The following is a 23,247-nucleotide window of genomic DNA, read 5'->3' as shown; positions in this document are numbered from 1 at the left end:
GAGGTCACCGAGACTACCGGTGAATTGCAGTTCTTCTAAGAATGCCATATTGTTAGGGTATGTTGGTTAACGAAATAACTAGCTAACGTCGTCAGGGTCGCAACGACTTTGGGCCATACTTCTACGACCAAGATAGCTACTTTCTATATACTGCCAATAATAGGAAGACACAATGTACGCACAATGTATTCACAAGCAAAAGATAACCCAGACCTTTATAGGTCTGGGTATAGAGTGGCTTATTAGTATATCATCAGTAGGTTATCTCTTCATTATAGTGGGAATTGATCAGAATTTAGGGGGGATATTGTGTATATAATATAAGAGCGATATAGAGACGTTGTGTGGCTGTTTTGCGGATTTATGGTCCGACTGTCCAGCAGCGGCAAGAAAGCACGGCTTGATTTATGCGTCTGCCGCGAATTTTTGGGAAATGTAACGCGTGGAGGGGCAGGCCACCCTCCCGAAAAATAGGCCAATGGGTCTCTTACTAATATTCCCAGCCGAGTGTCAGCTCCAGCATGCCCAGGAAGCTCGACTCGCGTTCGTCTTCTACGCGGCCGTCCGTATACGTAGTATCATCTTTCAATGCGATCGACGGGCCGAGGAACGCGCCGACGCCAAACACAAACCGGCTGTCAGGATTGCGCCAGCGCCAGCCACCGTTGGCCATGAGATTCAGGTAACTGAATTCGTTGTCCCACTTCACGCGACCGTCGGACTCACTCTTGCCAAACGAATAGTCGAGGGCTCCACCAATATACCAGGCGCCGGTTGCATTTGCAAATAGTTTTTTATACCCCATGCCGACACCTAATGCGCCCGGTGATACCGTTACGTCGTCCTCGCCATCGATCGTGGCGACATGATATAATACGCCGAAGTAGGGAAATCGCACATGCGGCGCGAGGTAGTGGCCCTGCTCGGAGACCTTAAACTCGGCTTGTACAATGGGACCGAATTGCAGCAGGCCGAGAGGGTTGACCTGCAGCGCCCACGTGGGAAATGCTTTTCCCGAAGCTTGCCGCGCTGCGGAACGTGTAGCCGTGGGCGTGGTTGTTCGGCGCGCGCTGGCGTATTGCGCCGATGCCGGCGTGTAGCACAGGATAAACACGGCGGCGGAAGCCAGGGCAATGGAAAAACGACACATAGATTTTTTCATAATGAAAGCAGGTTGAAGATTCGGTATGTATATCCGATATGAAAGAGCTCGGGCATGGACTTGCGCCCAACGCAACGGCAGGTGTATCAAAATTCAGAAGAGGTGAGAACACCTGCAATAGAACAAAAGTTACAGCCGAAACTTAACACTATATTCACGCATGATCATGTGGGAAAGTTTGGCGCAACGGGCCGGTTTACCTAATTTTATAGGTGTTTGGCGGGGCGCGGGCGTCGCGGTGGCATGATTTCACGTCTGCTTGTGTACCATGAAAAATTTCCTCTCCCTCGTTTTGGTATTGTTCGGATGGCCGTTGCAGGCGCAGCAGTCCGTGCTGTTGACGCGTAAAGTGAAGCCCGATGCCTCTATACAGGCCGTATTGGATACGCAATTTGGGGCATACGAGCTGGTGCTGCTGGAAGGGCCTGCGCCGGCTGTGGCGGGACGTGCAGGCACATTTCGATTGTCGCTTGACGCATCCGGCACGGCGGGTGACGTGATGCTCGAACCGAACGATCTTCGGAACGCAGACTATCACGCGGTGGTGACCACGGGTCACGGAGAGCGCGAGGAAACCTATGCTTCTACACGATGGTTTAAAGGATATTATCATGAGGACCGGCGGCAGCCGGTGCGGGTTAGCGTGGGCGACGGCGGACTGTCCGGGTACTTTGTCCGGCAGGACACCCTTCGGTTTATAAGACCGGTGCGGAACTTTTTACCCGGTACGGATTCTCATTTATATATAGTATATCCTGCCGACGCCGTCGGTCGGGAACAGCTTTTATGCGAAACTGTGGTTGATCGCGGTATAGAGGCAGCTGTAGCACGGGTACACGTCGCGGCGGAAACGCCGGTGGGTGGGCAGTTGCTCATTGCCACGGAAGCTTCCTATAATTATTACATAACCCGCGGCGAAGAAACCAATGCTCATATTCTCGAGGTTCTCAATGAGATCGAAGGACTCTATGAGCGCGATTTTGGTGTAACCTTTCGCGTGACGTATCAGCACGCCTTTGCCGTCGACGAAGATCCGTATAAGTCAAACGAAAGTCTGCAGTTATTGGAGCAATTTCGCACCGAATGGAATAGCCGGCACACCACGGTTTCGCGCAACCTGGCCTTTTTGTTCAACACGACTACTATACCCTCGGGGAGTGTGGGCCGCGCCTACCAGGGGCAGGCATGCGAAGATCGATCGTATGCTTATGGATATTTTTCACGTGACAATCCAGCCTTTGAAACGATTGCTGTGGCACACGAGATCGGACATTTACTGGGGGCCTTACACGAGCTCGGAGCGTGCGACGTGGTGCACACCCTGATGTGCCCCTCCCTCGGCGGAGATCTGACGTTCAGTAGCGTGGCGCAAGCGGCGATCACGGATTACCTGAATAGTCATTCGTGCTTCGACGTACCGCTCACTATAAGCTTGTACCCCGTGCCGGCCCGAAACGACCTGGTCATACAATGCTCGGAAGAAATTTTTTCGGTGGCGATTTACGATGTCATGGGCCGCAAGGTGCAGGAAGGTGTGTATGATGAAGGCAAGGCGCAGATTCCGGTGGCACATGTACCGCCGGGTATTTATGTAGCGGTAATTCGGTCGGCTACCCAGGTAATAACCCGCAGGCTTGAAATTTTAAGGTAGCATTGTATAGAGAATTTTCTCAAATAGAGATTTTTGAATCAAGAATTTGGAGTATTAACGCTTACTTAATTTTGCTGTAAGATTTGAAACATAGTAATGCTCTAACATTGTATAGCACCGATAGCGATCAAACCCGATAATCTAGGCAACCATGACAACAAAATTGGCCACTTGTTTGGAAGGGGAACTGGTTTCTTTATTAAGAGCTGGTCATGAACCTGCGCTGGCGGAATTGTTCCGGCGGTTCGAAGCCAGGCTGTATGCCTATGCGCTTAAATTTACCCGCCAGCAGGAGCTTGCCGAAGAGATTCTGCAGGACGTGTTTGTGAGCCTGTGGGAGTATCGTGCCGAAATTGACACTTCTTTGCCACTCGGCGCTCTATTATATAGAATGACGCGCAATAAGATTCTGAACGTCCTGCGCCAGGAAACGCGGCTGGCCCGACAGCGCAAGACCTATAGCTTTTCCATGGAAGTTAGCCGTGACCTGACAGAAGAGCGCGTGGTGCTGAACGATTACCATCGCATCATGGACAAAGCTATTGAAAACTTGCCGACGCAACGCCGTTCGATCTTTAAAATGAATCACCTGGACGGCATGAGCTATGACGAGATTGCCGAAACGCTGGGTATTTCTCGCAACACAGTACGCAACCAAATGATTAAATCGATGAAGTATGTGCGCGATTTCCTAAGCGCCAACGTCGATCTGAATATCAATATGATTGTTGTGCTTCATTTGTTAACATACTTAGCATAAACATAATGTAGCGGCCAATAGTCCTCAGGTACCTTGCGTGGTGTAATATGAATGTACATGCAAGAACCTGTGAAATTACCGACAGCCATTCAAGATCTACTGGAAAAGTATCTGGCCGGCGCCTGTTCGCCGGAAGAGGTACGGCAGGCTCGTAAACACATGGCGGACCCGGCACTCGAGCAAGCCCTTGATACATTCATGCAGGCGAAGTGGGCGGAGCTTCCGGAGGGCATTTCCGACGATCTCAGCGTGCTCTCGAAAGAGCGTTACAGCCGGATACAACGGCGCATTGGCGTGCGAAAGGCAATACCGTTCTCCTGGTATTACGCCGCTGCCAGTGTAGTCTTGATGTTGCTCGCCGGTGCGGCGTATGTGTTCCGCCACGATGTGCTGGACATCATCGATCCCATTGAAACCATTACGTATACCACGGCCCCCGGCCAACAGCTCTCGGTGCGCTTGCCAGACGGCAGCCGGGTATGGATGAATACGGCTTCACGCCTGAGCTTTCCTGAAAAATTCCGCGGCGATACGCGTAATATATATTTGAGCGGCGAGGCCTTCTTTGAAGTGACGCACGACGAGCGTAAGCCCTTCTTTGTGCACGTCGACAATTTTTATACGCGGGTGCTGGGTACTTCTTTTAATGTCAAGGCGTATCCGCATGCGGATGAGCCGATCTATGTCACGGTCGCGACAGGTAAGGTGGCCGTGGGCATATCGGATTCGCTGGAGCATGACCGCGAGCTGACGCGATTAACGCCTAATCACCGGGTGTGGTACGACCGTGTGGACCATACCGTGTGCGGCGACTCCATTGCCGTGGGGCAGGTGTCGGCGTGGCGTGAGGGGCGCCTGGTCTTCCGGCAAGCGACTTTGATAGAAATGGTTTTAACATTAGAACGCTGGTATGGGGTCTCGATCACGGTGCAGCCACCGACAACGAGTGCCACATGTTCTTTTACCGCAGATTACTACGCCGGGATCTCGTTGCGCGATGTGCTGGAGGCCTTACAGATTACCGGTAAGATCACCTATACCCTGGACGGTAGTAAAGTAGTAATTCACACACAGAGCAGCTGCCGCTAGCGGTCGGCCGACGCTGCTCCAGGATTTTAGTCGTTCGAAAAATAGTGACGCTACCCGGCATTTCGGTGTGGCCTGAGATTCGTTTGCCTTCACCGGCGCGGCACTGTCGTCTTTAACTGTGTATAAAAAGCCTGTCGAATAATTATATATGATGCTATTTTCTACAAAGACCTCTTTAACCCAACTTCCTAACCTACTATTGTTCCTGGGACTGTGCTTGTTGCCCTTGTGGCTCCAAGCCAGTCCTACTCCTGATCCGCAAGAAGATATCTTTATCTCCATTCATTTCACCAGTATACCGTTGCCCCGTGCGCTGGACGAGATCAGCAAAAAGAGCGGCCTCAGCATTACCTATAACGACGCCGACCTCAATAAAAACACCCGCATTACCTTCGAGCGGGATCATGTAAGCGTGGTCGACGCGTTGCGCCAGGTATTGAAAGGTACAGGGCTGGGGTATCGCGATTTCAAAGGTATCATTGTCATCTATAAACTATCGCCACCACCCCGCGCAGAGGCTAAGGGTACGGTGCAGGGTATCCTGTCGGATGCCCAGTCGGGAGAGCCTCTGATCGGCGCCAGCGTGCGTGTACTCGGCACATCGTTGGGCGGCAGCACCGACGTGAATGGTCACTATGAAATCAAAGACGTGACACCGGGTATATACCAGTTGGCGGTGTCGTATATCGGATATGAAACATCGGTGCTACGCGATGTGCACGTGCAGGCCGGGCAGGTTACACAGATCGACCATAAGCTCAGCACGTCCAAGACCGAGCTACAGTCCATTGAGATTATCGGAAACGGCGTGTTGTCGGGCAATGTCGTAGAGACAAACGAAGGTGCAATGGTTAGCTCCATCCGGCAGTCGCCGATCATCATCACGGGAATCTCGGCACAGCAGATCAACCGGTCGATCGATCAGGACGCCGGTGAGGTGGCCCGTCGGCTTCCTGGTGTATCGGTGCTCAACAACTTTGTGAATATCCGCGGCATGCACGAGCGGTATAATCTCACCATCCTGAATGACATGGTTGCACCGAGCTCGGAAACCGACCGGCGTGCTTTTTCTTATGATCTATTGCCCAGCAACATGATCGACAAAATGACGGTATACCGCAGTCCGGCGCCCGACCTGCTGGCCGACTGGGCCGGTGGCGTGATTAAAGTAGAAACGAAGAATACCGCCATTGCCCGTCAGTTCGAAATCAACCTGTCGGGTTGGGTACGCGACCAGAGCACCGGCAAGGACTATTATACCTATGATGGTGGTGGGAGCGATTGGTTGGGCAAAGACGATGGCACGCGTGCGCTGCCCGACGGTTTCCCGGCAATATTCCAAATTCCCGGCACATCGCCGGAGCAGGTGAACGCCGATGGCCGCACCCGTAAGCTGATGTTGATTTCGTCGGAAGAGCTGGCTGCCAACGCACAGTGGGGTAAGAAGCTGTACAGCCGCTGGAACCTGCAGCGCGATAAGGCGCCCCTCGACTATCGGGCCGGCGTTAATTACTACGACTCGTGGATGCTGGGCAAAATGCGACTGAATAATCTGACGTCGATCAATACCACGCAAACCACACAGATCATCAACCAGAATTTTTATCCGTCTCGGTATTATGATGAAAAAGGGAAGCTGAACGATGCCCGGTCTTACGAAGACACGATCAGTCGTAAAAGTGCGCGTTGGGGGCTGTTGCAGAACCTGCGGCTGCGCATCAATCCCAACCACTCGCTGGAGCTGAAGGGGATCTTTAACCAGCTAGGCTCTGACGAGACCTACGTGCGCGACGGTTTCAACTACATCAACGACCTCGACCTGGGCTATTCTACCAAGGTGTTTTATACCTACCGCAGCCGCTCTATACTCACCGCGCAGCTGGCAGGCAACCATACGTTCGGAAAAAAGCATGATCACCAGCTGAATTGGAGCGGTGGTTACAGTGTCTCGAAAGACGAGCTGCCGGGGCAGCGGATGTTATACCTGCAAGGCAGCAATGGCGAGAAGGATGAGAAACGTTCTCTGCTGGTGGGAAATCAGCTAGGCGCGTTTTCCATTGCCAACTCGTTGTATTACTCTGATTCGCACGAAGAGAACTTTACTGGCTTCCTGGATTATGAAAAGAAATTCGGGAAAGATATCTCGGTGAAGGTGGGCGCATTCGATGAGAAGAAGACGCGTGACATCGACGGCCGGCTAATTAACATCAGCACGGACCCCGACCAGCTGCCGCGTTACCTGACAACGGCCGAGGGGGAGCGCGTTGACCAGTTTGATGCCGAGAAAGTGTTCAATCCGGATAATTTTCGAGAAGGTGGCAACGGGTTGTTTATTTTCGACAATAACTATTTATCGGGACAATATAGGTTTACGGGTAACATCGTTGCGGGATACGTCGCAGTAAACCTTCCTATAATTCCTAAGCGGTTGAGCGCTTACGGCGGTGTTCGGTACGAGCGTCAGGACCTGGAAATTATGACGCCTTATATCCTCCGGCTCCGGGCAGACTCGACGGTGGTAGACCGCACGGCGTCGTACTGGTTGCCGTCGATCAACCTGAAGTATAACATCCGGGAAGATGTCGTGGTACGTGCGGCTTTCGGCCAGACGATTAACCGCCCGAACTACCGGGAGATGGTTCCGATTGCGGTGAACGATCCGCGGCTCGAGCTTCTGCAAAGCGGTAACAGCCAGCTGGTGGATGCCCGGATCGATAATTATGATCTGCGGGTGGAGTGGTACTCCAGTGAATCGGAGTTCATTTCGGTGGGTGTATTCCACAAGCGCATCGAAGACGCCATCGAGCCCTATATTTCTACCGACGGCAAAAACGAGCAGATGTTTTTTTCTAACACGCCCCACGCCAGGGTACAGGGCGTCGAGCTGGAGATTCGTCAGGGGTTAAATTTTCTGCCGGTGCGGTGGGCGCGATACTTTTCGACGATCGCCAACCTGGCCTTGCTGGATAGCGAGGTAGAGTTTGCCGACAGCCTGTTCGCCACCCAACCGGGCAACTTTCGCGACTCGCGTCCCAAAGAGCGCCAGTTGGAGGGTACGGCCAAATATGTTATCAATGCAGGCCTGTATTTCGAACATCCCGAGTGGGGTACGAAAATCTCGTTGTTATACAATGTGCTGGGGCAACGGCTGGTCTATGCAGGAACCTATAATTTTCCCGCCACCTACGAAATGCCCCGGCACGTGCTCGACCTGACGTACCGCCAGAAGCTGACGAAGCAGCTGGAATTTCGCGCCGGCGTTCAGGATATTCTGAATCAACCCCGCAAGCTATACCGCGATTACGACCGCGACGAGAAATACAATCCGGATCGGTGGACAAAGCTGCCCTACAAGGACTATACATTTCAGCGATACAAACCCGGCAGCTACTGGATGCTGGGAATCAACCTGACCTTCTGAGGCAAGGCAGGTATAACATGCGGCGGAGCGGTGTGTAATGAACCATGATGAAAAGACCATGAGTGAAAAAATATAACCAACAACCTAAAAAAGATTGCGCCCCGCGGCGAAACGGGGCGCAATGACACAATGAAATACGGAACTCAGTCCAGTTCCATAATTAAACTTAATACAAACTTAATTAAGACACAATGAAAAACAAATTCCTTTTAAGCGCTGTATGCGCGACTGCCCTGGCGACGGGTATGTTTTCATGTCAGGATGCAGCAGAAGATGTAAAGCCTGGCGCTGTTGCTTCTGAAGAAATCAACCTGCCTATCAAGTATGTTGGCGCTGCCAACCTGGCTGCCTGCAAGGCTAAGGCTGACATTATGTATAACCTGAAAGACGGCGAGCTGAACTGGGTGAAGGATACACTGTATTGCCTTTGCGGCGACGTTCGTGTTCCTGCCACCAAGCAGCTGAATATCGCTGCCGGTACAACCATTCGTGGCCAGAAGGCATCGCGTGCTTCCCTGACGGCCGTAGTGGGCGCTAAGATTAATGCCACCGGTACGGCGGCCAGCCCGATCATCTTTACCAGCACTGCCGATGCCGGCACGCGTGCACGCGGCGACTGGGGTGGTATTTACCTCCTGGGCCGGGCTCGTGTAAACCAAACAGCTCCTATCAAAGCAGAGGGTTTCCCCAATGACATCACGCACCCCACCAGCCCTGCGCCTACGTATGGTAGCAACGTCGATAGCTTCAACGGCGAATCTTCGGGTACTTTCAGCTATGTGCGTATCGAATTCGGCGGTATCGCACTGCCGGGTGTTGCCAACAGCGAGAAAAACGGTCTGACGATGGCCGGTGTAGGCAGCGGTACAGTAATCGATCACGTGCAAGTATCGTCTGGTGCTGATGACGGCTTCGAGTGGTTCGGCGGTACTGTAAACGCTAAATACCTGATCTCGCACAAGAACCTGGACGATGACTTCGATACTGACTTCGGTTATTCCGGTAAAGTACAGTTTGGCGTTGTATCACGCGACCCTGCCGCTGCCGATGTATCTGCTTCGAACGGTTTCGAGTCTGACAACGACGGAACTGGTAGCACGGCTACTCCGCGCACGTCTGCGATCTTCAGCAACTTCACGGTTATCGGTCCTATTCAATGCTCGAACACGTACAACTCACTGTATAACGACGGTCTGCATCTTCGCAGAAGAACTGGTATCGATGTTTACAACACGATTGTTGTAGGCTGGAAAAGAAACCAGGTTTACGCGGATCCTGCTTCGATTCTTTCGACTCCTGCGGTTGCAGCCCCTGGCGACGTGATCTTCAGAAACAACCTGGCCGTACGTCCTCAGTCTATCGCGACTCCGATCGTGGTTGAGCCTGTTGCTCCGAACAATGTTTGGTCTGTGAGCGCTACGAACGTAGCTACTTCCGCTACGGTTTGCGCGGCTACGAATGCGACCAACGGTGGTATCTATCGCGCCAGCGGCCTGTCGTCTACAGCCTGGTTGCTGACCGCTGTGAACTTCACACCCCTCGCTACCTCTGGCACCTATACATCGCCGGTGTTGACGCAAGGTACAAACGCCAACGCAATCAATGCTTTCTTTACTGCGAACACAACTTCGACTACTGCGACCACTACCTACTACATTGGTGCTCGTCGCGTTGCCGACGACAATGGCTGGAACACATCTTCGGGCTGGATCAACTGGCAGCCTGAAACAGCGTCATATCCGAACGACGGTGACGTTAACATCCTGTAAGAACAAACAACAACAACAACTCCGGTGACCAACACCATTTGCCTTTGACTTGAACCTGGACTGAGAAATCCTGAAGCAGTGCTGCCCCGTAAGGCAGTCTGCTTCTTTTTCTACACTAAAAAAGAGCATGACCGATCATCATCGTAAGGACATTAACCACTTGAAATCTTTGCATAAATATATACATACTATGTTTTCATTCTTGTCCGGCCCCCTTCGGAGCGTGGCGCGTTTGCTTGCCATACCGGGGATCGTTATGCTTTTACTGGTTTATTATTCCTGCCAGGAAGAAGAAAATCTTCCTCCGCTGAAAATCTTCAGCATTACGCCGTCGGAGGTGCAGCTCGGCGATACGATTGAAATATCCGGGCAAGGTTTCAGCCCGGGATTTGACTACAACGAAATTACGTTTACCGGGGGTGCAGTGACCTACTCGCTGCCCGGATCCACGACGGAGAAGATTCTTGTGGAAGTACCCGACGGTGCACAGTCGGGTGAAATGATCGTCGATATTCTGGATGTCGAGATGGCCACGGCGCCGTCGGTCGAAGTACATCCGCCCGTGATTGACGAAGTGACGCCAGTGGACGCCTGGGTGGGTGACAGCCTGGTAATTCGTGGCGAGAACTTTCAGCGCAACGCGGTACGAAATCATGTGAAGCTGGGTCGGGTGGAAGCCCCGACACTCCGGTCTTCTAAAACAGAATTGACAGTGCTTGTGCCGCAAGGTGCCGAAAACGGTCCCGTGTCCGTAATGGGCGTAAACGGGCCGCAGTTTACGGTGAAGCCGTCAGTGATTTACAGGGTAGTTCCCACGCACGGCGTGGTGGGCGATACAATTGAAATACAAGGCCGGGGCATGAATGCACAGAATATCCACTTTGCCCCGGGTATTCCGGCAACGATCACCCTGGGCGGAAGCGGCGCGCGCACAGTACGCGTCGTGGTTCCTGTGGGCGCGACCGATGGCCCGATTACGATTCGGAACTATATCAACAATACTGAACTTATACTGACCACACCGCAGGATTTCCTGATTTATCCTAACATCGCCGAGATGACTCCCCTGAGTGGCTATGCAGGCATCGCGGTGACGCTGTCAGGTCATAACTTCAGCCCGGTAGCAGAAGATAACATTGTCCGCTTCAACGGGCAGCAGGCTGTCGTCACGAAGGCTACCACGAATGAGCTATTGGTTACGGTACCCGCGGGCGTCACGACCGGTCCGGTTTCGATCACGGTAAACGGTCGTGAAACGCCGGGGCCGGTGTTTACGGCGACTTCCGAGGGAACGCCGATCGTGCTGGCAATGTCGCCGCGCAGCGGCAGCGCAGGCAGCCGCGTGCAACTGGACGGTATAAATTTCGGCGAGACGGCTTCGGGCAATACCGTGCGTTTCGCCGGCAACGCCACGGCTACAATCATCAGCGCCTCGCCTACGCAACTCGTTGTGGAAGTACCGCCGCAGGCCATTACGGGCCCGGTGACGGTCACGAAAGATGGTAAGACCGGTGTTGCGCCGACCTATACGATCAATTCCGTGGCGCTTCCGTTTCTGACGGCGGTCTCACCGGCCAGCGCGCGACCTGGTACCTCCATTACGGTAAAGGGTGGCAACTTCAATGCCGCAGCCGGCCTGGTGCTGGGCGCCGAAAACAATGTACGGTTTACCGTAAGCTCCGTTACAGCGACCGAGTTCGTGGCAACGGTTCCGGAGAATCTGATACCAGGCGATTACTCGTTATTTGTCATACAAGGTGGCCGCGCCAGCAACACGATACCGTTCGAGGTGGCGGGTAACCCTGTGCTGCAGTCGATCGATGTAACGGAGGGTACACCCGGCACGATTGTGACGATCACCGGTACGGAATTACACAGTAAAGAAGTTAAGAACATCGTGCGGTTCGGTACGGAAACGGCTGTGTTGGTAAATCCGGGCGACGTCAATCCCAACACGGTGGCAGTCTACGTGCCCAACGTTGCGGCAGGAGTGTATAACATTACCCTAACGGCATTTGGGGTGACGTCCAACAGTCTTTCTTTTACGGTGAAGCCGGGTGGCGCGCCGGTCAGAAATATACTCTATACGGAGAACGCGGCTCCCCAATTCGCAGTCAGGCGGCGGACGAACGACCCACCCTCTGAGTCGACGCTCTTCGAGCGGAGCTCGGCCGTGCAGCCGATATATACCCTGACACTGGATCTTGCCGGACAGAAAGCTTATTTCGCCGACGACGTGACGGGAGGACCATCCGCGGTCGCGCGGGCCAACTACGATCAGTCGGGCTACCAGGTGCTTTATTCCGGTGAGCACGGGATCGGTCAGGTCCTCGACCTCTCGCTCGACATCGCGCACCAGAAGGTCTATATAACGGACTATGTAAACGTGCTCTACCGGGGTGATATGGATGGTTCCGGTGCGCTGGAGATGCTCTATGATTTCGGGTCTCACGGAATTTTGCCGACCGGCGTTTCGTACGAGCCGGAAGCCGATGCATTGTACATTGTCAGCGGTTACCCTGACATTGCTCCTTTCAAAGTATTGCGGGGTGCAGTAGACGGCAGCGGGCTTACGGATCTGTTCGATGAAGGCGATGGACTGACCTATCCTATCGATGTAAAGGTAGACGTCGGCAGCGGGCAGTTGTTTGTGCTGGACGGCTACAACACCATCAAGGCCGGTAATCTCGATGGTTCGGGAGGGATGACGACGCTGGCGACGCGCAACCGCGAGATTTTAGGCATCTCGCTGGATACGGGCGATGATTTTGTCTACTGGATGGAATTTTCGAACGACGCTAAAACACAGGCCTCGGTGTTCCGTCAGAAATATGACGGATCGGCTGAAGTGGAAGAAGTATATACCAATATAACACAATCGGAGTTATTTGTTGATCCTTTGAATGGCGGCATGCGCGCCGGGTTGGTGGTAGAGGATGCCGGCGGGGCGTCTGCCCGTGGCGGGAAGTTCTCTTCGATGAAGGTAAACAGGATTTCACGACAGCCGGTGAAACGACTAGGACCCATAGCCCGGCCGGGCAAATAATATCAACCCTTATAAACACAATGAAAACGAAAAGAATTTTACTCAGTTCCCGTCTGGTGGCCGTCGCAGTATTGACGATCGCCGGCTTTTTGGCTGCCCCTGCCGCACGTGCGCAGGTTTGCGTGGGCGACTCGCTTGCGCTGGTGGAAATCTACCGCGCTACGAATGGCGCCAGCTGGACATCGTCCACGAATTGGTTGACAGGGCCTGTCAGCACCTGGCAAGGTGTAGCGGTAACCGGCGAACGTGTTACAGCGCTGACGCTGACCTTTAACAACCTGACGGGCTCGCTGCCGTTGCACCTGGGTTTTCTGCAGGAGCTGACCGGCCTGAGCCTGCAAGGCAACGCGTTGACCGGTCCCGTGCCGGTAGCCCTGGTATTTTTGCAAAAGTTGAAAACCGTAAACCTGTCGGACAATGAGCTAACGGGCAGCATACCGGCCACATTGGGTCTGACGCTGTCGCTGTCGAGCCTCAACCTGTCGGGTAACAAGCTGACCGGTTCCATCCCCGTAACCTTTGCGCTGCTGTCGAAGCTGCGCGCGCTCAATCTTTCCAACAACCAACTGACGGGCAGCATTCCCGCAGCGCTGGGCTTGCTCAGCGGCCTGCAGACGCTGGAGCTGAACGATAACCAACTGACAGGCCAGATCCCCAACACCATCGGCAGCCTGAACAGCCTGCGTGAGTTCTTCCTGTTCAACAACAAGCTGACGGGTGCTATTCCGAACGCCATCGGCAGCATGGACAGTGTAGTATTTATTAACCTGTCGAACAACCGCCTGACGGGGGCGGTGCCTGCCTCGATCGTGAACGACAAACTGTTGTACTTCCTCAACGTGGAGTCAAACCAAGTCAAAGACGTGCCGAACCTGTCGGCCTCAACATCGCTGTTGCAACTGTATGTAGCGAACAACAAACTGACGTATGCCGACATCGAGCCGAACATTGTTAAAGCGCAGAACGGCAGCTATGCTCCGCAAGACAGCGTAGGTACTAACGCGGTGGTGACTGTTTGCGCCGGTAGTTCTGTGACGTTGCCTGGTAACTATATCGAGGCGTCGCCGAACAACAGTTATACCTGGTTCAAGAAAGATCTGTCGTACATTGCCGAACCTTCTACCGACGCGTCGTTTACGATCACCAATGCTACGCCTGCCGATGCAGGTCTCTACACGGTGGAGATCAGCAACAGCGTGGCCGTTGACCTGTTCCTGTACCGTCGTACTGTTCGCGTAAAAGTGGGTACGTGTGCCGGTAAGACAGCCAGCACCAGCGATATCAGTGTATTTCCGGTTCCGTTTGACGGAGCCACTACCGTAGCGGTTGGCGGCGAAGCAGCCCAGGTAGTGGTACTGGATGGCAGCGGCACCGTGCGTGAGAAGTATGATGTGGCGGCGCAAGGGTCTGTACAGATCGGTCAGCGCCTCGAGCGCGGCACGTATCTGATCCAGACAATTCAAGGCGACAAGAAAGAATCGGTAAGAGTCATTAAGAAATAATCTAACGTCCGGCCGGGCGGTGAAAGGATGCACACGCATCCTTTCATTTTTTTATAACCTGATACACCCATGCATTATGAAACGCGTAATTAATTTTTTATCCATCATCGTTTTTATTGCCGGCTGTAAGGAGCCGGCCCGGGTAGATAAACGTGTACCTGTTAGTGGCACACCCGTGAGCGTTCAGCTGCCCGCAGGGTTTTATGCCGATCCTACGATCGCGGGGTTTCGGCATAATATATACAACGCCACCATTTTGGTGATGAGTATTCCGATCGAGTACCATCAGGCGTTGGTCGATATGGCCAAAGATAAGCTTGCCGCCGTGGGCCAGCAGCTTGTATCGCGCGAGGATGTCAAGGTAAACGGCGCCGAGGGTGTCTTGTGTAAGCTATACTACGAAGAGCGCGGCATGAATTTCTACCAGTGGCGACTGATCGTGCCGGAGCGTGGCAATACGCTGACGGTGAACGGCACATTCACGGCCGATCAGGATAAGGAGATTTCCGGCGCGGTGCGCGATGCGCTGCTGACGACGCAGGTGGACCTTGCGTGGAAGCCCGATACCGCGGCCCTCAGTTTCAGCGTACGGCCGCCCGCCGACCTGAAATTGGCAAAGTTATTCGAGGGGCCGAGCGTGATGTATACACATGACGGGTCGTGGACGAACGACGCCATCTTTTCGTATTCTATGCTGACGGGAAGTAATGCACATGCCGTGGATAAGAAATCGATCTATGCCCTGGAAAGTTTTCGGCAGTTGTGTTCCACATGCACTATTGAGCGTCAGGACAGCACGCTGGTAGTAGACGGTCTGCCGGGTATAGAGGTCTGGGGTACGCGCACCGATTCGCTGGTGACGCGCCTGAAATACCACGCTATTTTGTTCGACAGCACCATGAGCTACTACGTGGTGGGCACGGCCGATAAGGCGCACGCCGACAAGCTGGAGGATTTCCGGGTGTCAGTGCGGACGTGGCGGAAAAGATAGCAGACCGCATCGCTCATGGAATGACGCGCTCGTGGCGCAACGTGTCGAACAGCTGGTAGAACATCTGCTCGGTGTCGATGTATTCGTGGAAGCCGAGGCGTCGGGCTTTGGAGCCGTCGGCGAAGAAGTCGTAGTCCCACGAGAAGACAAAGTCCGCGAATGGCCAGGAGGAGAGTTGTGCATAGTCATGTTTTGCCAGACCATGCTGTTCTTGCAGCGCCTTCCACAGGGGCCCTTTGTCGGTCATGATGGTTTGCAATGGCATGGTTAGTGGCGGTGCTGCTTCCAGACCAAAGTAGGTGGCCAGTTTGGGCCAGAGGTCGTTCCAGCGAAACAAGTCTCCATTGGTTATGTTAAAAGCCTGGTTCGCGCAGGCGGGTGTTGTGGCGGCCCAGACCGTGGCTTTCGCTAACAGTCCGGCGTCGGTCATTTCCATCAATGTATCGTAGGCGCCGGGTTTGCCTGGGAAGCGTAGTGGCAGGTTCAGCGCACGCGAGATCGATGCGTAGACCGCGATGGCCAGGGCCAGGTTCATGGGGTTGCCAAGGGCGGCACCGCCTACTACGGAGGGCCTGATGGCGGACCAGGTCCAGGCTTTGTCTCGTTGCCGGTGCTCCAGGAATTGTTGTTGGTCGACGTTGAACTCGGGGGGCATGTGTCCGGCGTCGCTTTCTTTGGCCGGTGTCTTGAAGGGGCCGAGGTGGGCGCCGTATACTTTATAGCCTTGCATGAGGCTGATGTGCTGCAAGTTTTTGGCTACCGGTTCGATGGCGTCAACTACGTTGACGAGCATGGCGAGGTTGGGTTGGACAAGCTCGGCCCACGTGGGGCGATCCTGGTAGGCAGCATAAAAGATGTGCGTGACGTCGGTGAGTGCTGCGAGCTGTTCGCGGGATTGGGTAGCATCCAGCAGGTCGACGGGGATGTGGCGAATGCGCGCAGTGTCCTGACCGCCTTTGCGGGAGAGTCCGACGATGTTCCACGAGTCGAGCGTGGCAAGGTATTGAATCAGGTTCGTGCCGATCACGCCGTTGGCGCCGACAACGAGTGCTGTGTTGGTTGCTGTTTTCATGAAGCAAAGCTAGGGAGGCACATGCGGAGGCATAGGTAGAATTCTGTGAGGATTTGGTATATTTCCGCTATGAAGCGCTACCGTCAATTGGCCCCGGTGATGATCTCGGATTTTACGGTGGAGAAGTGGCATCATCCCGTGCACAACCACAATCACTATGAGCTGATCTATATCCGGTCGGGGAAGGGCTGGCATACTATCGACGGCGGCCGTGTGGCGTATAAGGCAGGCGATGTGTTTCTGCTTGGGCCGGAGGAGGCTCATGCGTTTGAGATACATACCCGCACGCGTTTTATTTATGTCAAGTTTACGGATCAATTTATACATCAACAGGGGGCAACGGCCACGCCGGGGGTACAGTCGTTGGAGTATCTGATCAAGCGGCGCGATGCGCACCTGACGGGGTTTACGTTGCCGACGGCGGACCGCCGTACGGTGGAAGCCATCTTTGCGGTGGTGTCGTCGTTGCAGCAGGACGTGGCACGTGCAGAGTCGATTGTATGGACACAGGTGCTGGCGTTGGCAATAATCCTACAACGCAACCTGCCGGAGCTTCAGGCGGCGACGCGCCCGGAGCGGGATATGCAGGCGATGTTTTGTTATATTCACAAGTATATTTATACACCGGACAAACTTCGGTCCGGGGTGATGGCCGCACACTTTCATACAACGCCGGATTACATCGGGCCGTATTTTAAAAGGCACGCAGGTGTGACGTTGCGGGAGTACGTCCGGGAGTATCGCGGTGGGTTGATCCGGAAACGGATGGAGAGCGGAAAGTATAGTTTGAAGAGTATTGCGGCGGAGTTTGGGTTGACGGATGAGAGCCATGTAAGGAAGCTGGCGCAGTGATGCGCGCGCGTCGAAATACGCTTATACTAATTTTTTATTATCTATTAAAACTAATTAGTATTCCTCAACATCTGTAAAGTATCTGATAATGAAACAAGCTATGCCCTGTCTGCTCGCCCTTCTTCTTCTATTGATGGCTGTTTTTGGCCATGCCCAGGATGCTTCGGGTCTTTTGGAAAAGAGTCGTAAGCATGTAAAGGCGCAGCATTCCATTGCTTATACGTATACGGCGTATTGGCCGAATCCAGTAGGGGAGGTGGACACGCTGCGGGGAGAGTGCCGGTTTGTTGTGGGGAATCAGAACGCGTTTCGATATGATTTTGTAGCGAAGGCCCAGGGGCGGGATATGACGTATATAGGTGGTGCTTACCGGGAGGTAGTGCATGATGAAAAGAAGGTGGAATTGCACCCGGACGAGGAGAAGGCCGTACGAATGTTTACGAAGAGTGTTATACCGCTGAAATATTCACCTATCATGTTGTTGGATCGCTCCTGGCAATATGTGCGCGATACGACGATCACGCATTCGTTAGCCGGGTACCGCACGGTAGACTTGGACACGGTGGTGAATGGAAACCGGGTGTATGTGGAGCTTTGGTTGTATATCGGGAAGGATTCCAGGGTACCAGAGTGGTATGTGCAGCAATCTTTTTTTAAAGGCAAACGGGGGCAGCGGATCGAGTTCGCGTTTGCCGACTATGCGCTGTCGCGCACGGTAGAGCCGTTGGTGTATACGCTGCCGGTGGGGTATAGGTCGGAGGTGTTTGGCACCACTCCCGGGCCGCAGGTATTGCAGGCCGGTACGGAGGCTCCGGTGTTTCAAGTGGTGGATTTACAGGGTAAGCCGGTGGATTTGAAGGCGCTGCGGGGGAAGAAGGTGTTATTGAATTTTTCCATCATTAACTGTGGCTATTGCAAAGTGGCGATTGACCATATGAACCGTAAGGACTTTGTGTTACCTGACAATGTAGTGGGTGTTTATATCAACCCCATCGATAAGCCTGATCGTGTTGCGAGCTATGTACAGAAGAGTCACATTTCCTTTCCTGTGGTGGCGGATGCGAAAACTATCGGGACATTGTACGGTGTGTCGGGGTATCCTACATTTTTTCTTATTGACGAGAAAGGGGTTATTCAGGAGACGGTGGTGGGGTATCGGGAAGCGTTTCTAGACGGGCTTTTCAAAAGTAAATAGTTACTCACAGGTTTAATCCCAACAGTTTATAAAATCCCTGCTGTCCTTTAGCGGTGAGCGTGGTGGCGCGGGTGTTTTTTTGGCGCGTGATCCAGCCGGAGTCGATCCAGGTGTTGAGGAGTGCGGCGCCGAGGGAGCCGGCCAGGTGGGGCTTGCGTTCGCTCCAGTCGAGGCAGCGACGTGCGAATTGGCGGCGTTCGTGTTGCAGGCTTTCGGTGTCTATGCCGAGGGTGTCGAACCATTGCAAGCCCTTGCGCGTCACGTTGTAGTGATCATCCTCCAGCTGTACTATTTTTTGGTGCACCAATCTGTTTGTTATTTCTACCGCTACTTTACCGGCCAGGTGATCATAGCACGTGCGGCAGTAGCGGATGCCGGTGTGCGTGTCAATGGAGCGCGGCAGTGTCTTGGTGTCATGGGGTGTGACAAGGGTGGCCAGGGCTTCAATGACGTAGGCGGTTTCCGGTTTGCGAAAACGGTAATAGCGGTGGCGTCCCTGCGACTCTACGGCAAGCAGTTCTGCTTGCACAAGCTTGTTGAGGTGCATGCTGGCGCTTTGCGCCGATACATCAGCACGGATGGCCAGCTCAGTGGCGGTGAGGGCCTTGCCATCGAGCAAGCTCCACAACATCGTGGCGCGTGCAGGCTCGCCGATCAGGGCGGCGACGGAGCGGAAGCGTTCTTCATCATCCATGGTTCAATATGAAATGAATTATGTAGCAGGAAAGGTACCGTACTTTTGGGAACAATCGCACGTAAACCTTTTGGAAAATGATTGCTGTTCTTTTTGAAGTTGTTCCCGATGAAACACGCCGGCAGGAGTATCTCGATATCGCTGCCGCCCTGCGCCCGGTATTAGAGACAATCGACGGCTTTATCTCTATTGAACGGTTTGAAAGTCTAACGACGCCGGGCAAGTTGCTGTCACTATCGTTCTGGCGCGACGAAGCTGCCGTGGAGACCTGGCGCAGCCTGGAAGTGCATCGCCAGGCGCAAACGCGTGGGCGGCAGGGAATCTTTCGCGATTATCGCCTGCGGGTGGCTACTGTGGTCCGCGACTATGGCCTGGACGATCGCGCCGGGGCACCTGCAGACAGCCGTGCGCGGCATACAGATTCTATATCCTAACGTTATATGAGTCCGGTATCATTTCTCCAATCCGAACAAGCAGACCCCTATGCTTTGTATCGCGTGATGCGAATGCAGGCGCCGGTGTATTACGATTGCGCGCAGAGCTTGTGGGGTGTTTATACCTATGCACACTGCGAGGCTGTATTAAAGCATCACGCCGCCGTCATTCCACGAGGAACGCAGTTCTTCGTAGGACTGAGCTATGAGGCCGATCAGATAGGAAGGCACCTGGCGCGGGTGAGCAACGGGGCTGCCCATGACTCCAGCCGGCAAGCGGCCTATGCGTTGCTGGCTCGTTGGCAGCCACCGGATGTGGGGCGCCTGCTGCTATCCTTGCTGGACCACTCTTCCGGCGGCATCGAGATCGATTGGGTGGAGCGCGTTAGTATGGTGTTGCCTTCGCTGGCGTTGCTGGAGGGATTGGGATTTTCGCGGGATGTAGCGATGATGATCACACAGGTATTGCCAGACCTGGTGCGTATCATGTTGCCGGTAAAAACACCGGCTGATGCACAGGCTATTAATCAGGCGGTCGCACAGGTGCTTCCATCGGTGAGCGCTTATATCCGGCGGCATGGCATTGGTAAAGGTAGCGAGGCGGAAATACTATACCTATCTAACCTATTGGGGGTGTTCATTCAAAGCCATGAAGCCGGCCGTGGTCTTTTATGCCACGCGCTGTTGCAAACCTTTCGGCAGCCTATCTTCTCGCGATCATACGCCGCATGTCTACCGTTTGTTCGCGAGACGCTACGGTTTGATTCACCCATACACCACACGCGGCGTGAGCTTGCCGCGGATATGATGTTGGGGAATATAACAATTCCGGTCGGCGCGACCGTGCTGGTGATGTTGGCGTCCGCCAATCGCGATGAGCAATACTTCTCGGCGCCGGATGTGTTTGATCCTGCGCGCGAACGCACGACTTCTTATCTAAGCTTTGGCGCCGGCGCCCACCTGTGCCTGGCGGAGCATTTTTCAATTGACTTGGCTGCTACTGCATTACACACGCTATATTCCCATTATACACATGTGCACCTGTTGGAACAGGAGATACGGTATGCGCCTAAGGCGAATGCCCGGTTGCCGGTGCGTATGCGGTTAGCGTTAGATTGAACAGTGGATATCGGCGAAAACAAAACAAGCATGTTCGCTTTCGCGCTCACACGCGCTCTGTTTTCATGGCCGGTCCATAGTAACTGCCCTGATAGCGGAAGTTATTGCGCACGCAGTCGGGTAGGTGGTCGGGTGAGCCGCTGTAGTGTACACTGAGCTCGGCTTTCCGTTGATCGCTGTAGGCATCTTGTATGAAAGCCAGCACATGTTCAGACTCGAAGATGTGGTAACCGCCAATGACGACGGTGTGTGGGAATTCTGCGGTGAACACCTCGATCAAGGCTGCCTTGTCGGCGATGGTGGCGTTGTAGCCACCGGTACCATCGAACATCATGTGATAGTCGAGCAAATATGTGATCAGGAACTCCGTTAATGTCGGGCTTACACGCTTATCCCATTGCACACGGCCCTGGAAGTTGATGCTGTAACCATCGACGGGCGGGTCAGGCTGCGTAAGGTTTTCGCGTTTGAGGGCCCAGTAGTAATCTTCTTCGCCCTGGATCATGAGTGTGACAGCATCGATGTCGGAGCGATACTTGATGTCATGGAAATCACGCAACAGCCATTGGCCGGATTTAATCATGGTCTCGTTGAGGTAGATCCATTGCCGGAGCGAGGGGGGCAGGGGCGAGCCTGATTTTTCTTCGAGGTCGGCTACTATAAGCCGATGGTCGGCTTCGTCCCAGTCGAGCGTCGACTGGTGCCATTTCTCGAGAAGCTGTTTAATAATAGCCCAACCTTCCTGGTACGTTGCGGGTGTACGGTCAAATATGATCATAAGAATCAATTAGATCTGCACCACACAGGTAAGCAAGGGCAAAGCTACGGTATGGCGCCATGGTGTGCAAGAATAGGCCCGACGCTCGCCGGGTTAATATGTTGTACCATCGAAGTTTAGACCCATTGGTCCTTGCGCACGTGTTTCGTGCGAACTGCGATAGGTAAAAAATTACTGATGTGTTAAAAATTACCGCTCGTTTAAAGTTGATCGCTATAAAATAGCTCCGAAATCGAAACAAATACAGGTTTATTTTGTTACTGCGTCGCTGATGGAAAAAGGTGTGATTTTGTAGAAGGATATAGGTATATTCCTATATCCTTAACCTGAAATCTTATGAGCACTACACGCAGAGCGTTTTTTCAGAAATCTATAGGCGCGGCCGGCGCGCTCTCGCTCACCGCGATGTCTGCAAAAGCGTTAGCCGAAGATGTATCGGATGCGCTGCGGACGTTACAGCAACAATCGCCTTTGCAAGCCGCCCAGGATGAAGAGCTTTGGGCGCGCATCGCGCAAGCCTATACGGTGTCGCCTGCGATCTTAAATCTCAATAACGGTGGTGTCAGCCCTCAGCCAATCGTTGTTCAGGAAGCATTAGAGCGTTATACCAAATATAGTAATGAGGCGCCGTCGCATTACATGTGGCATATACTCGATAAGGGGCGTGAGCCGATCCGGCGTAAGCTGGCGGACCTGGCGGGCACGGAGGCCGGTGAGCTCGCCATCAACCGTAACACTACCGAAGCGCTGGGCACGGTAACCTTCGGTTTGCCGCTGAGCAAAGGTGATGAGATCGTCATGACACGCCAGGATTATCCGAACATGATCCATGCCTGGAAACAACGCGCGCTGCGCGAGGGCATTAAGATCAACTGGATCAGTTTCACGTTGCCGGTCGAGAACGATGATACCATCCTCAAGGCCTTTATCAACGCGACCACACCGCGGACGCGGATTTGGCATATCACGCATATGATTAATTGGACGGGGCAGGTTTTACCGGTAAAGAAGCTCTGCGAGGAAGCGCGTCGGCGTGGGTTGATTTCGATTGTGGATGCATCGCATACTTTTGCGCATCTTGACTATAAAGTTCGAGACTTTAATCCTGATTACCTGGGTACCAGTTTACACAAGTGGTTGTGTGCGCCGTTTGGTACGGGGCTGCTGTATGTACAGCAGAAGAATATCGAGGGGTTGTGGCCCTTGTTCCCGAACGATAAACCGCAGAGTGCTGACATCCGAAAGTTCGAGACGTTGGGAACGCGCTCATTTCCAACGGAGCAGGCTATTGGTCAGGCGCTTGATTTTCACTTGGCGATTGGAAGTAAGCGTAAGGAAGAGCGGCTGCGCTATTTGAAGAATTATTGGTGTGAGAAGGTAGCGAAGTTGCCGCGGGTCACGTTAAATGTGTCGCTTAAACCGGAGTATGCTTGTGCTTTAGGAAATTTCTCGATTGCCGGGATTGAGCCGGAGGTGTTGTCCGGGAAACTGATGGGGGAATATCAGATTCACGCAGTGGCTATTAAGTGGGAGAATATTAGCGGGGTTCGGATTACGCCGCATGTGTATACGTTGACGCGGGATCTGGATAGATTGGTGGATGCTATTACGGCATTGTCGAAGACTTGAACAGAGCACGATATCACCCTTGCGCTCACACCCTCACATTGGTTTAGGTGTCCGGTGGCGGGCGTGGTGCTGCGGAATCGAAC

At 53.6% G+C, this 23,247-nt stretch carries 17 protein-coding genes; 13 read left to right on the top strand and 4 right to left on the bottom strand.

The features are described from left to right. Positions 1 to 490 precede the first annotated feature (490 nt). Entirely contained in the window at positions 491 to 1,162 is a 672-nt protein-coding gene (locus K7P01_RS31925) for a hypothetical protein (protein WP_267298665.1), read from the bottom strand. A gap of 268 nt (positions 1,163 to 1,430) precedes the next feature. Between K7P01_RS31925 and K7P01_RS31920 the strand changes: the two genes are divergently transcribed. The 8 genes from K7P01_RS31920 (at position 1,431) to K7P01_RS31885 (ending at position 15,391) form a co-directional block, all read left to right on the top strand. Then, the gene (locus K7P01_RS31920; RefSeq protein WP_267298664.1) at positions 1,431 to 2,813 is read left to right on the top strand and encodes a zinc-dependent metalloprotease; all 1,383 of its coding nucleotides are present in this window, start codon (positions 1,431 to 1,433) and stop codon (positions 2,811 to 2,813) included. A 151-nt stretch (positions 2,814 to 2,964) separates the two neighbouring features. Further along, positions 2,965 to 3,573, top strand: a complete 609-nt coding sequence (locus K7P01_RS31915; RefSeq protein ID WP_267298663.1) for an RNA polymerase sigma factor — start codon at positions 2,965 to 2,967, stop codon at positions 3,571 to 3,573. 57 nt (positions 3,574 to 3,630) lie between these two features. Continuing rightward, a complete protein-coding gene (locus tag K7P01_RS31910) occupies positions 3,631 to 4,662 on the top strand; it encodes a FecR family protein (protein WP_267298662.1) in 1,032 nt (343 codons plus the stop codon). Between the two features lie 148 nt (positions 4,663 to 4,810). Beyond that, positions 4,811 to 8,083, top strand: a complete 3,273-nt coding sequence (locus K7P01_RS31905) for a TonB-dependent receptor (protein WP_267298661.1) — start codon at positions 4,811 to 4,813, stop codon at positions 8,081 to 8,083. A 191-nt stretch (positions 8,084 to 8,274) separates the two neighbouring features. Further along, complete coding sequence (locus K7P01_RS31900) at positions 8,275 to 9,852, top strand: hypothetical protein (protein WP_267298660.1); 1,578 nt, start codon at positions 8,275 to 8,277, stop codon at positions 9,850 to 9,852. Between the two features lie 256 nt (positions 9,853 to 10,108). Next, complete coding sequence (locus K7P01_RS31895) at positions 10,109 to 12,898, top strand: IPT/TIG domain-containing protein (protein ID WP_267298659.1); 2,790 nt, start codon at positions 10,109 to 10,111, stop codon at positions 12,896 to 12,898. A gap of 20 nt (positions 12,899 to 12,918) precedes the next feature. Then, entirely contained in the window at positions 12,919 to 14,400 is a 1,482-nt protein-coding gene (locus tag K7P01_RS31890) for an immunoglobulin domain-containing protein (protein ID WP_267298658.1), read from the top strand. Between the two features lie 76 nt (positions 14,401 to 14,476). Further along, positions 14,477 to 15,391 (top strand): hypothetical protein, encoded by a 915-nt coding sequence (locus K7P01_RS31885; RefSeq protein WP_267298657.1) that lies wholly within the window; start codon positions 14,477 to 14,479, stop codon positions 15,389 to 15,391. A 13-nt stretch (positions 15,392 to 15,404) separates the two neighbouring features. Here the strand turns inward: K7P01_RS31885 and K7P01_RS31880 are convergent, their stop codons facing one another. Continuing rightward, on the bottom strand, positions 15,405 to 16,463 hold the full coding sequence (locus K7P01_RS31880) for an SDR family oxidoreductase (protein ID WP_267298656.1): 1,059 nt from the start codon (positions 16,461 to 16,463) through the stop codon (positions 15,405 to 15,407). Positions 16,464 to 16,532: 69 nt separating this feature from the next. Here K7P01_RS31880 and K7P01_RS31875 point away from each other — a divergent pair, with 69 nt between their 5' ends. Next, positions 16,533 to 17,315 (top strand): AraC family ligand binding domain-containing protein, encoded by a 783-nt coding sequence (locus tag K7P01_RS31875; protein WP_267298655.1) that lies wholly within the window; start codon positions 16,533 to 16,535, stop codon positions 17,313 to 17,315. Between the two features lie 88 nt (positions 17,316 to 17,403). Then, the gene (locus K7P01_RS31870; RefSeq protein ID WP_267298654.1) at positions 17,404 to 18,510 is read left to right on the top strand and encodes a TlpA family protein disulfide reductase; all 1,107 of its coding nucleotides are present in this window, start codon (positions 17,404 to 17,406) and stop codon (positions 18,508 to 18,510) included. A gap of 4 nt (positions 18,511 to 18,514) precedes the next feature. Here the strand turns inward: K7P01_RS31870 and K7P01_RS31865 are convergent, their stop codons facing one another. Continuing rightward, on the bottom strand, positions 18,515 to 19,204 hold the full coding sequence (locus tag K7P01_RS31865; RefSeq protein ID WP_267298653.1) for an ArsR/SmtB family transcription factor: 690 nt from the start codon (positions 19,202 to 19,204) through the stop codon (positions 18,515 to 18,517). A gap of 77 nt (positions 19,205 to 19,281) precedes the next feature. Here K7P01_RS31865 and K7P01_RS31860 point away from each other — a divergent pair, with 77 nt between their 5' ends. Together K7P01_RS31860 and K7P01_RS31855 are read left to right on the top strand one after the other, a co-directional pair. Beyond that, positions 19,282 to 19,638, top strand: coding sequence for an antibiotic biosynthesis monooxygenase family protein (locus K7P01_RS31860; protein WP_267298652.1), 357 nt, complete (start codon positions 19,282 to 19,284; stop codon positions 19,636 to 19,638). A 6-nt stretch (positions 19,639 to 19,644) separates the two neighbouring features. Continuing rightward, positions 19,645 to 20,757 carry a cytochrome P450 gene (locus K7P01_RS31855; protein ID WP_267298651.1) on the top strand — a complete coding sequence of 371 codons (1,113 nt, stop codon included), beginning with the start codon at positions 19,645 to 19,647 and terminating at the stop codon, positions 20,755 to 20,757. A gap of 46 nt (positions 20,758 to 20,803) precedes the next feature. Here K7P01_RS31855 and K7P01_RS31850 read toward each other — a convergent pair whose 3' ends face one another. Continuing rightward, complete coding sequence (locus K7P01_RS31850; protein ID WP_267298650.1) at positions 20,804 to 21,535, bottom strand: hypothetical protein; 732 nt, start codon at positions 21,533 to 21,535, stop codon at positions 20,804 to 20,806. A gap of 336 nt (positions 21,536 to 21,871) precedes the next feature. On the opposite strand from K7P01_RS31850, the gene K7P01_RS31845 reads away from it, so the two are divergent. Beyond that, a complete protein-coding gene (locus K7P01_RS31845) occupies positions 21,872 to 23,164 on the top strand; it encodes an aminotransferase class V-fold PLP-dependent enzyme (protein ID WP_267298649.1) in 1,293 nt (430 codons plus the stop codon). Positions 23,165 to 23,247 lie beyond the last annotated feature (83 nt).

Origin of the sequence: Parachryseolinea silvisoli (genome assembly GCF_021190955.1) — a bacterium.
GTDB lineage: Bacteria > Bacteroidota > Bacteroidia > Cytophagales > Cyclobacteriaceae > Ohtaekwangia > Ohtaekwangia silvisoli.
This window is presented reverse-complemented; position numbering and strand designations above follow the sequence as displayed.